Origin of the sequence: Acinetobacter sp. YH01009 (genome assembly GCF_013420765.1) — a bacterium.
In the GTDB taxonomy this organism is placed as follows: Bacteria; Pseudomonadota; Gammaproteobacteria; order Pseudomonadales; family Moraxellaceae; genus Acinetobacter; species Acinetobacter amyesii.
The window spans coordinates 106,310-120,852 of record NZ_VOYE01000012.1 but is presented as its reverse complement, the minus strand read 5'-3'; the positions used below and the strand labels follow the sequence as shown (position 1 = coordinate 120,852).

Here is a 14,543-nt window from a genome sequence, read left to right as displayed (position 1 = left end):
CAAGTATCAAATGCTGTGTACGGTTCGGTTAATTAAACTAGCTCAATAATCGTTGCGATGCCCATACCACCGCCCACACACAAGGTTGCTAAACCGCGTTTTTTACCTTGGCGTTCTAGTTCATCCATCAGGGTGCCTAAAATCATGGCGCCTGTTGCACCCAGCGGATGTCCTAATGCAATTGCACCGCCATTCACATTGACTTTGGTAGGATCAACCTTGAGTTCGGTAATAAAACGCATCACGACTGCTGCAAAAGCTTCGTTCACTTCAAATAGGTCAATATCATCAATGGTTAAGTTAGCTTTGGCTAAGGCTTTACGTGCAGCAGGTGCAGGGCCAGTCAGCATAATGGTTGGGTCTGCACCCACCAATGCAGTGGCAAGCACTTTGGCACGCGGTTTTAGGCCTTGTTCTTTGATCGCTTTTTCAGAGGCAAGCAATACTACGGCAGCACCATCAACGATGCCCGATGAATTCCCTGCATGGTGTACATGGTTGACTGCGCCGACTTCAGGATATTTTTGCAAGGCAATGGCATCAAAGCCCATTTGTCCCATCATGGCAAAACTTGGGTTGAGCTTGCCTAAGCCTTCTGCTGTGGTCGTTGGTTTAATAAATTCATCTTTGGCTAAAACTGTCACGCCTGCTTTGTCTTTAACAGGAACGACAGATTGGTCAAAATAACCATTGGCTTGAGCTGCTGCGGCTTTTTGCTGAGAGTTGGCTGCAAAGGCATCCACATCTGCTCGGCTGTAACCGTCAATGGTGGCAATTAAATCGGCTCCAATGCCTTGTGGAATAAAGTCACAGGCCATATTGGTTTCAGGGTCAAGCGCCCAAGGACCGCCATCTGAGCCCATCGGCACACGAGACATCGACTCTACACCGCCAGCCACCACAAGGTCTTCCCAGCCAGAGCGGACCTTTTGCGCAGCCATATTGACTGCTTCTAAACCTGAGGCGCAAAAACGGTTGATCTGAACACCTGCCACATCATTGTCCCAACCTGCTGCAATGGCTGCGGTTTTGGCAATGTCCGCACCTTGGTCACCAATGGGGGTCACGCAGCCCAGTACAATGTCGTCTACTGCAGCGGTGTCAAATTGATGTCGGTTTTGTAATTCGTTCAATAAACTGGTCAGTAGGCTAATCGGTTTAACGGCATGTAGTGAACCGTCTTTTTTTCCTTTGCCGCGCGGTGTGCGAATGGCATCAATGATGTAAGCCTCGCTCATAATCCTGTCCCTATGATCTATAAATTTTTATTGGTTTTTTGAGTGTACGGATTAATCAAGCCGGTGCAATGATGAGAACGGGCGAGTCGTTTGATATTTTTGGTCAACGCTTGCTGCTGAATAAGATAAAAATCAACCTGCACATTGAAAGCGAGGATCGGTTAAGATCAGTTGCTATCGATTCAGTACATATTGAAGATCTGCTTATGCATAAAAATGTGAAGCGAGTGTTGAAAGGTCTGGCTTGGCTTGTTTTTGCAGGCTGCTTAGGTTTTGTATGCTTGATCGGTTTTTATATTTATATGATCTATGGCATTCATCCTTCAGATGAAGGGACTGGCGGCTTAGCCTGTGAGTATGATCGAAATGATCATGTAACCAAGGCAGAAATGTATCGGATACAGGATGGCAAACGCGTGATCACGCCCGTCGATCCATTGCTTTGTCAAAAACAACGTGCAGATTTTCCGAAATAAAAAAACCTGATCGAGATCAGGTTTTAGAGAATGCTATTTTTGAATATTGCTTAATGATAACCATGTAATTGGCGATATAGGCCTGGTGTTACACCGGTCCACTTTTTAAAGGCACGGTGGAAAGTACTGGTTTCACTAAAACCGACTTGCTGTGCAACATCTTCAAGCGTTAAGTCTGGATTAAGCAATAAGTGAATTGCAGCATCACGACGTAAGGCATCTTTCACACCTTGGTAGCTCTTACCTTCAGCGGCTAAACGACGACGTAGTGTTTGCGGCGATAGATACAGCATTGAAGCAACATCGTTCAAGGTTGGCATTTCTTCGCCAATTTGACTCTTCAGCACATCACGGATACGAGATGTTAATGAATTAGTATTTTTAAATTTAACCAATAACTGTGCAGGAGCCGCTTTTAAGAATTCTTCAAGCGTTTCTTCGTTTTGACGAATGGGTAAATCTAAATAATCCGCTGCAAATGTAATTTCAGTTCGTGGTGTATCAAACTGCATGACAGGTGCAAAAAACAAGGCATCATATTCGTCAGCATGTTCAGGACGTTCATAACCGAAGTGAACACGCTCTAAAGGCAGACGACGTTCAATCAACCAAGAAGCGAGACCATGCCAAATCATCAGCATACTTTCTGTAATGAAATGGTCTGGGTCCATAGATTTTGGAATTTGAGGAACTAAACGTGCTTCGTGCTTATCACGTTCTAGTGTCACCGACCATTCATCGCCAAACAGTTTGTAGAACTGCGAAGACAATTCGAGTGCATCACCGAGGGTTTTTGCATGAATAATCAATTGGCACATAATGGCAAAAGTACCCAAGCGGCGCGGTTGAATATCAAAACCGACATGTTCGTCTTGAGTCACCATCCACAACATTTTAATAAAACGTGTGTATTGTTCAGGTGAAATACGCGCTTTGGGTTGGCGTAGAAGTTCAGCCTCAATGCCAACATGAGACAATAAAGTTTCGACATCCATGCCGAGACGTTTCACACCAGTTAAGGCTGCGTTGACGAAATGGATACTGATCGTATCACGACTCATGTTTAATCCTTCAGTCTCTTTAATGTTCACAAATGTTTGACCTAAATGACGCTAAAAAAAGAAATCATGGCAATTTACAACAGCGGTTTTGCCATTTTTACATGGTAAATTGCCGAAACTATCAAGGTAAATGGCTGAACATGACATTGTTTTAATCATTTTATATTTCTACCATGGATAAAAAATCTACACAATTAGAGAAAAATATCCATGGAAGCTGCTTTAAAAGGATTGAAAGTACTCGACTTTTCGACATTACTCCCAGGGCCATTTGCGACCTTGTATTTGGCTGACATGGGTGCGGAAGTTGTGCATATTGAGTCACCGACGCGTCCCGATCTGGTTCGTTTGATGCCACCTTATGCCAATGGGCAAGCCACAGCGCATAGTTATTTAAATCGCAATAAACAATCCATCGCATTAGATTTAAAAGATCCGAAAAGTATTGAATTGATCAAAGCCAAAATTTCAGATTTTGATATCGTGGTAGAACAATTTCGTCCAGGTGTCATGCAACGCTTGGGTTTGGATTATGCAGTTTTGGCCGAAATTAATCCGCGACTTATTTACTGCTCGATTACGGGTTATGGTCAAACTGGGCACTACAAAGACCGTGCAGGGCATGACATCAACTACTTGGCTTTATCGGGTATTTCAGGTCATAGCGGACGCCAAGATAGTGGCCCGCCACCGATGGGGATTCAAATCGCCGATGTGGCAGGCGGATCAATGCATGCGATTACTGGCATCTTAGCTGCGGTGATTGAGCGTTACCGTAGCGGCTTAGGACAATATATTGATATTTCCATGACCGATTGCGCTGTCGCATTGAACAATATGGCTGCAGCTGGCGTATTGGCTGCCAATGCGGTAACCGCGGCAGAGACGGCACATCTGAATGGCGGAAGTTTCTATGACTATTATCGAACCCAAGATGGTCGTTATCTGTCTATAGGTGGTTTGGAGCCACAGTTTTTACATGGATTGGCGCAAATTCTAGATTTACCCGCTTTAGCAACGCAAGGCATGTCATTTGATCCGCAAGACCAGACTGAAATTAAGCATGCAATTGCCCGAAAAATACTAACCAAAACATGGGCTGAGTGGAAAAAGATTTTTGCCTCTCAAGATGTCTGTGTGGAACCAGTTTTAAGTTTGGACGAAGCTCTAAATTCACAATTGGCCCAAGAGCGGCATTGGTGTGTTGAAGTTCCGCTACAAGAAGGCGACACAATGACACAAACTCAACTGGCATGTCCGATTAAATTTTCTAGATCAGCATTGATTTATACCCATGTGGGTAAAACTTTAGGTGCGGATAATTGGTTATGAAAGGTATAAAAAAAGGTGATAAGTTAAACAATAAAACCTTTAAAATCTCTTAATTAGATAAATATCTATGTAAATATTGAGAGTTGTTAACAAAAAAATAAATAAATTATACAAATGTGAGAGTATTATATGAGCTATTAACACAATTGGTATATAGGTCTCCAAATGAAAATAGCTGTGAGTAAACTTGGATCTTTATATCTTAGCCTCGGCATAATGCTTGCGGGTTCAGCAACCCAAGCGGCAACTACTGCAGATGCTTTCAGTTCTGAAAGCCCATGGATGTTCGGTGATTGGAACGGTCAACGAACAGCGCTTCAACAGAAAGGTTACGATTTTAGTTTTAGTTATGGTGGCGAATTAGCCACTTTGTTAGATGCAAAGCATGCTTCTGGTCATGGCACTGAATATGCGGACCAATTCGCGATCGGGGCACATCTCGATTTAGAAAAAATTGCGGGTTGGAAAGATACCGAAGCACAAATCAATATCACTGAACGTAATGGTCGTTCATTGTCTCAAACTTCAGATGCATTAAATGGTCATTTAAGTGCAACACAAGAAGTGTGGGGTCGTGGTCAAACTTGGCGTTTGACTGATTTTTGGATCAAGAAAAAATTCTTAGACCAAAAATTAGATATTAAAGTCGGTCGTTTTGGTGAAGGTGAAGATTTCAACAGCTTTGACTGTGACTTTCAAAACCTAGCACTTTGTGGTTCACAAGTGGGTAACTGGGTTGGTGACCAATGGTACAACTGGCCAGTTAGCCAATGGGCTGCTCGCGTGAAATATAACATTCAGCCTGAACTCTACGCACAAGTCGGGGTTTATGAATACAACCCTGAAAATCTAAAACGTGGTAAAGGTTGGAACTTGAGTACTGATGGTTCTAAAGGTGCGATTATTCCTGCTGAAGTGGTGTGGACTCCAAAAGTGGGGACACAAAAGCTACCGGGTGAATACCGTGCAGGTTACTACTACAGTACCGCTGATGCCGATGTCATTGATAGCCCAGTAAATGAAAAAGATCACCATCAAGGTGGTTGGATTGTGGCGAAACAACAACTGACAGCACACAAAGACGATGCCTCACGTGGTTTGAGTGGTTTTGTAAATGTCACAGTGCATGACTCAGACACCAACAATGTGAGTGATATGCAAAACATTGGCTTGGTATACAAAGGCGCATTCGATGCACGTCCTCAGGATGAAATCGCGATTGGCTTGGGTCGTATCAGTATCAATGATGATGTGAATGATGCCAATATTGCCAATAACAGCGTTGATGCACGCGGTCTACAAAGTGAAGAGTATGACGCAGAAATTTACTACGGTATTCATGCAGCAAACTGGCTGACTATTCGTCCTAATATTCAATATATCCGTCACGTCGGTGCTTACAAAAATGGTGAGAATGCGTGGGTCGGCGGTATCAAATTTCAAACAGCATTTTAATTGATGTCAAATTAGAGTTCTTATAAAAGCAATTCGGTAATTCTGAGAAAAATTACGATATTTCCCCTTGAATTGTTTTTGTAACAACTTCTCTTTGCGACATAAAAACGGTGGTGTGTTGAATGTGTTTCACGCACCAAATACAACATTCGACAATAGAGGTGGTCAACATGAGCAACCCATCTACCGGAACTGGGATGCGAACATTTACCGTCGTTGTGATGGCAATTTTCGCCTTGGTTCTATTGATTGGTGGTATCTGGCTGGCAGTCCTTGGCGGTTCTTGGTACTACATTATCGCCGGCCTGTTAATGCTGGCTTCAGCAATATACTTAAGAAAAATTCAAAACAGTTCTTTATACATTTATGCAGCGTTGATGCTGGGTACAGTGATTTGGGGACTTTGGGAGGCAGGTTCTGACTTTTGGGCACTTGCACCGCGTTTTGATATTTTAGGCTTATTGGGCCTTTGGTTACTGATTCCTGCCGTGACACGCGGTATGGAAAATGGCAAAACTGCGAAAATTACATTATCAGGCACACTGGTGATTGCGATTATCGTGATGATCTATTCAATTTTTAATGATCCGCAAGAAATTCACGGTGAAATTAAAAATGCACAACCTCAAACAGCCAAAGCGATTGAGGGTATTGCTCCTGAAGATTGGCCTGCCTATGGTCGTACACAAGGTGGTGTACGTTATTCTCCACTCACCCAAATCAATAGCGACAACGTTAAAGATTTAGAAGTAGCATGGACTTTCCGTACAGGTGAGTTACCAACAGAAAACGACTCAGGTGAAACCACAAACCAAGTCACTCCGATTAAAGTCGGCAATGACATGTTTATGTGTACAACTCACCAACGTTTAATTGCACTTGATCCTGCGACAGGTAAACAAAAATGGGCATTCGATCCTAAACTTAAAGCGGACAATACCTATCAACATTTAACATGTCGTGGTGTGTCTTATTTTGACGCAGCAAATACCACTCAGTTTGCAAAAAGCTTAGAGAACAAACGCTCGACTTCTACTGAATGTCCGCGCAAAGTGATCTTGCCTGTAAATGATGGTCGTTTGGTTGCAGTCAATGCTGACACAGGTAAAGCATGTAGTGATTTTGGTCATAACGGCGAAGTCGATCTACAAAAAGATATGCCTTATCCGTATCCGGGCGGTTATATCCCAACTTCACCTCCAGTGGTTACTGGCACAACCATTGTGATTGGCGGTTCAACAACTGATAACTTCTCGACTAAAGAGCCATCTGGTGTCATCCGTGGTTATGATGTTAATACTGGTGAATTATTGTGGATCTTTGATACAGGGGCGCAAGATCCAAATGCCATGCCAGGTGAAGGTCAAAAATACTCTGTAGCCTCACCGAATGCATGGGCACCTTTAGCATATGACGAAAAACTTGACATCGTTTATGTGCCAACAGGTGTAGGCACACCAGACATTTTTGGTGGTCACCGTACGCCATTAGATGAACGCTATGCAAACTCAATGTTGGCATTAAATGCATCAACAGGTAAATTAATTTGGAATTTCCAAACCACACATCATGATTTGTGGGATATGGATGTACCATCACAACCTTCATTGGCAGATATCAAAGATAAATCAGGTAATATTGTTCCAGCGATCTATGTCTTAACCAAAACAGGTAATGCATTCGTCCTTGACCGTCGTACCGGTAAAGCGATTGTGCCAATCACCGAAAAAGCGGTTCCACAAACTGTAAAACGTGGACCACAAACTAAAGGTGAGCATTATTCTGCAACTCAACCGTTCTCTGATTTTGATTTAGCACCAAAAGATAAATTGACTGATAAACAAATGTGGGGTGCCACTATGTTTGACCAGTTGATGTGTCGTGTGTATTTCAAATCATTAAACTACGACGGTATTTATACACCACCTTCTGAAAATGGCACATTGGTATTCCCAGGTAACCTTGGGGTATTTGAATGGGGTGGTATGTCGGTGAACCAAGACCGTCAAGTCGCTGTGATGAACCCAATTGGCTTGCCATTTGTGACTAAGTTGATTCCTACAGATCCAAACCGTGAGCAAACTGCGAAAGGTGCGGGTACTGAACAAGGCGTGCAACCGATGTATGGCGTACCTTATGGTGTGGAAATCAAAGCCTTCTTGTCACCACTTGGCTTACCTTGTAAACAACCTTCATGGGGCTTTACTGCAGGTGTAGATTTAAATACACATGAAGTGGTCTGGAAAAAACGTATTGGTACAATTCGTGATAGTTTACCGAAATTGTTCCAATTACCTGCTGTGAAAATTGGTGTACCGGGTCTTGGTGGATCAATCTCGACTGCTGGTAATGTCATGTTTGTAGGCGCAACACAAGATAACTATATCCGTGCAATCAATGTAACGAATGGTGATACTTTGTGGGAAGGTCGTCTACCAGCAGGTGGTCAAGCGACTCCAATGACTTATGAAGCAAATGGTAAACAATATGTTGTGATCATGGCTGGTGGTCATGGTTCATTTGGTACAAAACTTGGTGATTACCTTGTTGCGTATGCGTTACCAGATAAAAAATAAGTGATTTTACATCGCTAAATAAAAAGCCCGATTTATCGGGCTTTTTATTGGCTGAAATTCTTTATGTAAATTTATGCTAAGTAATGGAGAAATAATTCAATATATTAATAAATAAAAAGTAAAGGACCGAAATCCGCTATATCAGTGAAATTGCGACAGTCTTATCAATAAAATCGCTATTAAATATGTAAAAAACGCATTTTCTTGATAGATGAAATCTCGTTATGCTGTGCATTGTTATAATAGAAATTACTAGCTGTACGCCATGTATTTATATACTGATTTTGACCAGCAACTGGTTAATGAACGTGTTGCACAGTTCCGTGATCAAACGGAACGTTATTTAGCAGGTAAATTGACGGAAGATGAATACCGTCCACTGCGTCTTCAAAACGGCCTTTATGTACAACGTTATGCACCGATGCTACGTATTGCAGTACCTTATGGCCTGATGAATTCTAAACAATTACGTAAAATTGCGTCATTGGCTCAGGACTATGACCGTGGTTATGCGCACGTATCTACTCGTCAAAACATTCAGTTTAACTGGCCTGCACTAGAAAATGTGCCTGATATGTTACAAGAGCTCGCATCTGTTCAAATGCATGCGATTCAAACTTCGGGTAACTGTATTCGTAACACAACCACTGACCAATATGCAGGTGTGGTTGCAGGTGAAATTGCTGACCCACGCCCAACGTGTGAATTGATTCGTCAATGGTCAACTTTCCACCCAGAATTCGCTTTCTTGCCACGTAAGTTCAAAATTGCAGTTTCAGCACTGGAAGAAACTGATCGTGCGGCAACGTCTTTCCATGATATCGGTGTGTATATCGTGAAAAATGAAGCAGGCGAGATTGGCTATAAAATCAAAGTTGGTGGTGGTTTAGGCCGTACCCCAGTGATTGGTAGCTTTATTCGTGACTTCTTGCCACGTGAAGATTTGATTGCTTATTTAGAAGCGGTACTTCGTGTATACAACTTACACGGTCGTCGTGATAACAAATATAAAGCGCGTATCAAAATTTTGGTGAAAGCATTAACACCAGAAGTATTTGCAGAGAAAGTGGAAGCTGAATTTGCACATACCATCAAAACGTTAAAAATCGATGCTGATACCTTGGCGAAAATGGATGAGAACTTCACACCATTTGATTACCAAGATTATGCGGATGAAGATTTCGCAGAGCAATTTGCCGCAGAGCCGAAATTTAAACAATGGTTCAACATCAACACCAATGCACATAAAGTCAAAGGTTACCGCATCGTTACGATTTCTCTGAAACGTGCGGGTATTGCACCGGGTGATATGACTGTTGAAGAAATGAACCTGATTGCTGATTTGGCTGACAAATATACCTTTGGTGAGTTCCGTACCACACATGAGCAAAATATTGCGCTTGTGGATGTACCACAAAAAGATTTGTTTGATCTATGGAAAATCCTTGATCAACATAATCTTGCACGTGCGCATATTGGGTTCTTAACCGACATCATTTGCTGCCCAGGTGGTGATTTCTGTTCATTGGCAAATGCGAAATCGATTCCAATTTCTGAAGCGATCTCTCGTCGTTTTGATGACTTAGATACCATTTACAATTTGGGTAAATTGGATTTAAACATCTCTGGTTGTATGAATGCGTGTGGTCACCACCATGTCGGTAATATCGGTATTTTAGGTGTAGATAAAAAGGGTGCTGAGTTCTATCAAATCACTTTGGGTGGTAATGCCGACCATGATGCATCAATTGGTGACATCTTAGGCCCATCATTTGCAGCCGAAGTTGTACCAGACATCATTGAAGAAATCTTAAATACTTATCTAGACCTTCGTGCAGAAGGCGAAGAGTTTATTGATACTTACCGCCGTGTTGGCATCCAACCATTTAAGGAGCGTGCATATGCTTAATACAGCACTACAAGTCCTCTCTAAAGATGGCTCGATTGCAGACAATACTTACCAAGTCATTGGTGAAGATGGTGTGTTGCCACAAGGTGACGTGGTTTTAACAGTTGAGCAGTTAGATCAACTTGCGAATGTGTCTGGTAAAAAAGCACTTTTCGTAACGGTGGATGCTTCACCTGAAACCAATGAATTCCCGCTTGATCAGTTAGATGCAATCTTTATCGAGTTTGCTGGTTTTAACGATGGTCGTGGCTATTCATTTGCTGCGTTGTTACGTCGCCAAGGTTTTCAAGGCGAGCTACGTGCAACAGGTGATGTATTCAAAGATGTGTTGAACTACATGAAGCGTTCAGGTTTCGATACTTTTGTAGTGAAAGAAGGTAAAGATATTGCTGAAGCTGCTGCTGGCTTAGGTGATTTTACCAATCCATATCAAGCTTCAACTGCAGTGCCGCAAGCGCATTATCAAACTGGTGCTTAAGTACCTCGATCAATAAAAAAGCCTCCATTCGGAGGCTTTTTTATTGATCGAAATACTTTTAATGAGTGATTATTCATTTTTAAGCTGGCAATTGACCATCCATTTAATACCGAACTGATCGGTAAATGCGCCATAGAGTGCACCCCAAAAGGTCTTTTCGAGAGGCATTTCTATAGAGCCACCTTTGGACAATGCATCAAACAATCGTTTGGCTTCAGCTTGTTCACTGCTTTCTAAATTAATCGAAATATAGTGATTGCTGCCTAAGGTAAAGGGTTGATTGGATTGCGCACAGAATTGTTCGCTGACATCTGAGGCCATCAGCACGGTAAATTCATTGATCGGTAGGGAAATATGCATAATCTTTTGCTGATCTGCATCGGATAGTGAAATGCCTTCCTCAGCAGGCATATCACCATAACGCATCACATTGAGGAACTCTCCACCAAATACAGAACGATAAAAATTAAAGGCTGCCTCGGTATTGCCTTGAAAATTCAAGTAGTGATTGAGCTGCATAATGGTCATCCATTTTTTATTATGTCGACATTTATTTTAAGAGCCTTTGCTGACCTGTATGTGAACAATTTATGTCTAAAATGTAAGCATAAAAAATCCCTCTTACAGAGGGATTTTTCAGTCTCCCTCCTTTATTAAAGGAGGGGTTAGGGGAGGATTAAAGAATATTCCCTCTAAATCGCCCTTTGCGAAGGGAGTCTACAGAGCATTAAAGCAATTCAATCGCCACAGCAGTCGCTTCACCGCCACCAATACACAGTGCTGCAATACCGCGTTTACCACCTGTGCGTTTTAATGCATGGATCAGCGTTAAGATAATGCGTGAACCGGTAGAACCAACAGGATGTCCAAGCGCACAAGCACCACCATTGATATTTACTTTTTCAGCATCTAATTTAAATTCATCAATAGGGCACATTGTGACCATCGCAAAGGCTTCATTGATTTCCCATAAATCTACATCAGCAACATTCCAACCCGATTTATCTAGAACTTTTTGAATTGCGCCTACAGGTGCAATGGTAAACTCGGATGGATGTTGTGAATTTGATGCATAAGCCACAATTTTTGCGAGCGGATTTAAACCTTTTGCTGAAGCTTGATCTGCTGAAGTTAAAACTAAAGCAGATGCACCATCAGAAATAGAACTTGCATTGGCAGCGGTAATCGTTCCATCTTTAGCAAAAGCAGGGCGCAGCGTTGGAATTTTTTCGATGTTAGCGTTAAAAGGCTGTTCGTCTTTATCGACAATCACATCGCCTTTACGACTCGAAACAGTGACAGGCACGATTTCGTCAGCAAAATAACCCTCAGTAATTGCAGTTTGAGCACGTTTAAGGGAGCGAATGGCGAAGTCATCCATTTGTTCGCGTGTATAGCCTTTGGTATTTGCCATATCTTGCGCAAAAGAACCCATGAGTCGGCCCGTTTCTGCATCTTCTAGACCATCTAAGAACATATGATCTTTAACGTCACCGTGGCCCATACGGTAGCCAGCTCGTGCTTTGGTCAAAACATACGGGGCATTGGTCATTGACTCCATACCACCTGCAACCACGACTTGAGCCGAACCTGCCTTAATCATATCTGCCGCTTGCATCACGGCCTTCATACCTGAACCACACAGCTTGTTGATGGTTACGGCACCAGTTGAATCTGGAAGACCGGCTTTACGCATCGCTTGACGGGCAGGACCTTGTTTCAGGCCAGCCGGAAGCACACAGCCCATAATGACTTCTTCAACATCTGTCGGTTGTAAACCCGCGCGTTCGATGGCTGCTTTAATCGTAACTGCGCCTAATTCTGGTGCAGTGACAGCGGCTAAACTCCCTTGAAAACCACCCATTGCTGTACGGGCACCATTCACGATGACGATATCAGTCATTACATGTCTCCATTTTCTTATACATTAATTTTTGAATACGTCAGCAGTATAAGTAAAATTGAACAGGAATAAAGCAAATTTAAAAGGCTGCTTTGGACTCACCGGTTCTCAAATTAGCAAGTGGCTGGGTTTTCAAATCGGATATGTCCCATTCGACTTAAGACTGCTCGGATCGGTTGAAGTCTTGATTTCGAACAGTAGTAGAAACTGCCATTTGAACCATTGGGTAAACCTGAGCTGGCTTGAAAGGTGAGACTTGGAATGTGTAGAGTCCCACGCCAAGAGAGATCGCCATATTTTAAATTGAGTTTATCTTGCAGCAATATTTTTTCATTTGCGTCGACTTGACGGTTTTTATTACTGTCAATAAATATGATCAGACCACTGTTCCAGTTGTTAGGTTGGCAAAGTTTAAAGTTAAGACTAGGACAAATCACAATATTGGAATGATAAATAGTGGCCTGAGCCCGTGCGAATGCATTGTGATTCTGAATAGTCAATTTGATGTTATTCGCTTCTTGCTGCGCCATTAAATTGTTGAAATGTGGTAAAGCTATCGTCACGATAATGACCATAATCGCAATTGAGACCAAAAGTTCAAATAACGTAAAGCCGGTTTCTTTATTGTAAAGCATTGATTTAATCCAAAATTTAATATTATTTTTATATGTTTAGTGTTATATGTGTTTTTAATGGCGATATTAATTTTGAGTATAGAATTTTATTACTCAATTTTAGATAAAGCTGTTAAAATGAAAATAGCAAGTGACAATAGGCGATTCACTGCTCAAAATTGAGTAAAAATTTACCGAATTACAACGGAAATTGTAAGTAATTTTGTCAATAATTTACTTGATTAGATTAATCAAGCACTTGGAAAAAGAAAAAAGTGTTTGTATGATTCAGTGTGAATAGCTTAAAAAAAAACTGGGGTATAAGAAAGCCTATCTCAGGATAGCCAATTTTTCGGCTTGAGCTTTAACAACAATTGTTATCTCTGGAGGATAAATCCATGAAAATGAGTCGTATTGCATTAGCAATGCTCGTAGCTGCTCCTTTAGCAGCTGCAAACGCAGGCGTAACTGTTACTCCATTAATGCTTGGTTACACTTTCCAAGATTCTGAACACAACAACAGCCGTGGCAACCTTACTGAAGGTCCAGAGCTACAAGACGACTTGTTTGTTGGTGCAGCACTTGGTGTTGAATTAACTCCATGGTTAGGTTTCGAAGCTGAATACAACCAAGTTAAAGGCGATGTGGATACTGATTGGGGTGAGTACAAACAAACTCAAATCAACGGTAACTTCTATGCTACTTCTGATTTGATTACTAAAAACTATGACAGCAAAGTTAAGCCATATGTATTGTTAGGTGCTGGTCACTATAAATACAAATTTGACGAAGCTGCTGCTCGTGGTTTAGGTGCTGACCGTGGTACTACTGAAGAAGGTACTTTGGGTAATGCTGGTCTAGGTGCTTTCTGGCGCTTAAACGATGCTTTATCTCTACGTACTGAAGCTCGTGCTACTTACAACATCGATGAAGATTTCTGGAACTACACAGCTTTAGCTGGTCTTAACGTAGTTCTTGGCGGTCACTTGAAACCTGCTGCTCCTGTAGTTGAAGTTGCTCCTGTAACTCCAGTTGCTCCAGTTGCTCCAGCTCCTCAAGAGTTGACTGAAGATCTTAACATGGAACTTCGTGTGTTCTTTGATACAAACAAATCAAACATCAAAGATCAATACAAACCTGAAATTGCTAAAGTAGCTGAAAAATTAGGCGAATACCCTAATGCTACAGCTAACATCGAAGGTCACACAGATAACACTGGTCCACGTGCTCTAAACGAACGTTTATCACTAGCCCGTGCTAACTCTGTTAAATCTTCACTTGTTAACGAATACAACGTTGACCCAGCTCGTTTATCTACTCAAGGTTTCGCGTGGGATCAACCGATCGCTGACAACAACACTAAAGAAGGCCGTGCTATGAACCGTCGCGTATTCGCTACGATTTCTGGTAGCCGTACTGTAGTGGCTCAACCTGGTCAAGCTCAATAATTTGAGTTTAACTTCGGTTAGAAAAAAGCGGCTCTTTTGAGTCGCTTTTTTTT

12 protein-coding genes are annotated in these 14,543 nt (G+C 42.0%); 7 read left to right on the top strand and 5 right to left on the bottom strand.

Going from position 1 to position 14,543, the window contains the following annotated elements:
* Window positions 1-32 precede the first annotated feature (32 nt).
* A complete protein-coding gene (locus FTT76_RS12235) occupies window positions 33-1,238 on the bottom strand; it encodes an acetyl-CoA C-acetyltransferase (protein WP_180108973.1) in 1,206 nt (401 codons plus the stop codon).
* Between the two features lie 38 nt (window positions 1,239-1,276).
* On the opposite strand from FTT76_RS12235, the gene FTT76_RS17685 reads away from it, so the two are divergent.
* Window positions 1,277-1,714 carry a hypothetical protein gene (locus tag FTT76_RS17685; RefSeq protein WP_257224698.1) on the top strand — a complete coding sequence of 146 codons (438 nt, stop codon included), beginning with the start codon at window positions 1,277-1,279 and terminating at the stop codon, window positions 1,712-1,714.
* A gap of 50 nt (window positions 1,715-1,764) precedes the next feature.
* Here FTT76_RS17685 and FTT76_RS12225 read toward each other — a convergent pair whose 3' ends face one another.
* Window positions 1,765-2,775 carry an AraC family transcriptional regulator gene (locus tag FTT76_RS12225; protein ID WP_078190094.1) on the bottom strand — a complete coding sequence of 337 codons (1,011 nt, stop codon included), beginning with the start codon at window positions 2,773-2,775 and terminating at the stop codon, window positions 1,765-1,767.
* Window positions 2,776-2,985: 210 nt separating this feature from the next.
* On the opposite strand from FTT76_RS12225, the gene FTT76_RS12220 reads away from it, so the two are divergent.
* The 5 genes from FTT76_RS12220 (at window position 2,986) to FTT76_RS12200 (ending at window position 10,525) form a co-directional block, all read left to right on the top strand.
* The gene (locus tag FTT76_RS12220) at window positions 2,986-4,107 is read left to right on the top strand and encodes a CaiB/BaiF CoA-transferase family protein (protein WP_111885009.1); all 1,122 of its coding nucleotides are present in this window, start codon (window positions 2,986-2,988) and stop codon (window positions 4,105-4,107) included.
* 216 nt (window positions 4,108-4,323) lie between these two features.
* The gene (locus FTT76_RS12215; RefSeq protein WP_257222677.1) at window positions 4,324-5,562 is read left to right on the top strand and encodes a carbohydrate porin; all 1,239 of its coding nucleotides are present in this window, start codon (window positions 4,324-4,326) and stop codon (window positions 5,560-5,562) included.
* A 170-nt stretch (window positions 5,563-5,732) separates the two neighbouring features.
* Entirely contained in the window at window positions 5,733-8,138 is a 2,406-nt protein-coding gene (locus FTT76_RS12210) for a glucose/quinate/shikimate family membrane-bound PQQ-dependent dehydrogenase (protein WP_180111392.1), read from the top strand.
* A 265-nt stretch (window positions 8,139-8,403) separates the two neighbouring features.
* Window positions 8,404-10,047 carry a nitrite/sulfite reductase gene (locus FTT76_RS12205; RefSeq protein ID WP_078190090.1) on the top strand — a complete coding sequence of 548 codons (1,644 nt, stop codon included), beginning with the start codon at window positions 8,404-8,406 and terminating at the stop codon, window positions 10,045-10,047.
* Complete coding sequence (locus FTT76_RS12200; RefSeq protein ID WP_168379542.1) at window positions 10,040-10,525, top strand: DUF934 domain-containing protein; 486 nt, start codon at window positions 10,040-10,042, stop codon at window positions 10,523-10,525. The genes FTT76_RS12205 and FTT76_RS12200 overlap by 8 nt, the downstream gene beginning before the upstream one ends.
* A 69-nt stretch (window positions 10,526-10,594) precedes the next feature.
* Here FTT76_RS12200 and FTT76_RS12195 read toward each other — a convergent pair whose 3' ends face one another.
* From FTT76_RS12195 to FTT76_RS12185, 3 genes are all read right to left on the bottom strand, one after another.
* Window positions 10,595-11,044 carry a VOC family protein gene (locus tag FTT76_RS12195; RefSeq protein ID WP_180190556.1) on the bottom strand — a complete coding sequence of 150 codons (450 nt, stop codon included), beginning with the start codon at window positions 11,042-11,044 and terminating at the stop codon, window positions 10,595-10,597.
* Window positions 11,045-11,252: 208 nt separating this feature from the next.
* Window positions 11,253-12,428: a thiolase family protein gene (locus FTT76_RS12190; protein ID WP_180190555.1), complete on the bottom strand. Its 1,176-nt coding sequence runs from the start codon at window positions 12,426-12,428 to the stop codon at window positions 11,253-11,255.
* A gap of 113 nt (window positions 12,429-12,541) precedes the next feature.
* Window positions 12,542-13,063, bottom strand: a complete 522-nt coding sequence (locus tag FTT76_RS12185) for a GspH/FimT family pseudopilin (RefSeq protein ID WP_180190554.1) — start codon at window positions 13,061-13,063, stop codon at window positions 12,542-12,544.
* 377 nt (window positions 13,064-13,440) lie between these two features.
* Here FTT76_RS12185 and omp38 point away from each other — a divergent pair, with 377 nt between their 5' ends.
* Complete coding sequence (omp38, locus tag FTT76_RS12180) at window positions 13,441-14,490, top strand: outer membrane protein Omp38 (RefSeq protein WP_078190085.1); 1,050 nt, start codon at window positions 13,441-13,443, stop codon at window positions 14,488-14,490.
* The last annotated feature ends 53 nt before the right edge of the window (window positions 14,491-14,543 follow it).

Bases quoted from the DNA above. Each gene is read 5' to 3' on its own strand.
- FTT76_RS12235 (WP_180108973.1), bottom strand. From the start codon at position 1,238: ATGAGCGAGGCTTACATCATTGATGCCATTCGCACACCGCGCGGCAAA.
- FTT76_RS12225 (WP_078190094.1), bottom strand. From the start codon at position 2,775: ATGAGTCGTGATACGATCAGTATCCATTTCGTCAACGCAGCCTTAACT.
- FTT76_RS12220 (WP_111885009.1), top strand. From the start codon at position 2,986: ATGGAAGCTGCTTTAAAAGGATTGAAAGTACTCGACTTTTCGACATTA.
- FTT76_RS12215 (WP_257222677.1), top strand. From the start codon at position 4,324: ATGCTTGCGGGTTCAGCAACCCAAGCGGCAACTACTGCAGATGCTTTC.
- FTT76_RS12210 (WP_180111392.1), top strand. From the start codon at position 5,733: ATGAGCAACCCATCTACCGGAACTGGGATGCGAACATTTACCGTCGTT.
- FTT76_RS12205 (WP_078190090.1), top strand. From the start codon at position 8,404: ATGTATTTATATACTGATTTTGACCAGCAACTGGTTAATGAACGTGTT.
- FTT76_RS12200 (WP_168379542.1), top strand. From the start codon at position 10,040: ATGCTTAATACAGCACTACAAGTCCTCTCTAAAGATGGCTCGATTGCA.
- FTT76_RS12195 (WP_180190556.1), bottom strand. From the start codon at position 11,044: ATGCAGCTCAATCACTACTTGAATTTTCAAGGCAATACCGAGGCAGCC.
- FTT76_RS12190 (WP_180190555.1), bottom strand. From the start codon at position 12,428: ATGACTGATATCGTCATCGTGAATGGTGCCCGTACAGCAATGGGTGGT.
- FTT76_RS12185 (WP_180190554.1), bottom strand. From the start codon at position 13,063: ATGCTTTACAATAAAGAAACCGGCTTTACGTTATTTGAACTTTTGGTC.
- omp38 (WP_078190085.1), top strand. From the start codon at position 13,441: ATGAAAATGAGTCGTATTGCATTAGCAATGCTCGTAGCTGCTCCTTTA.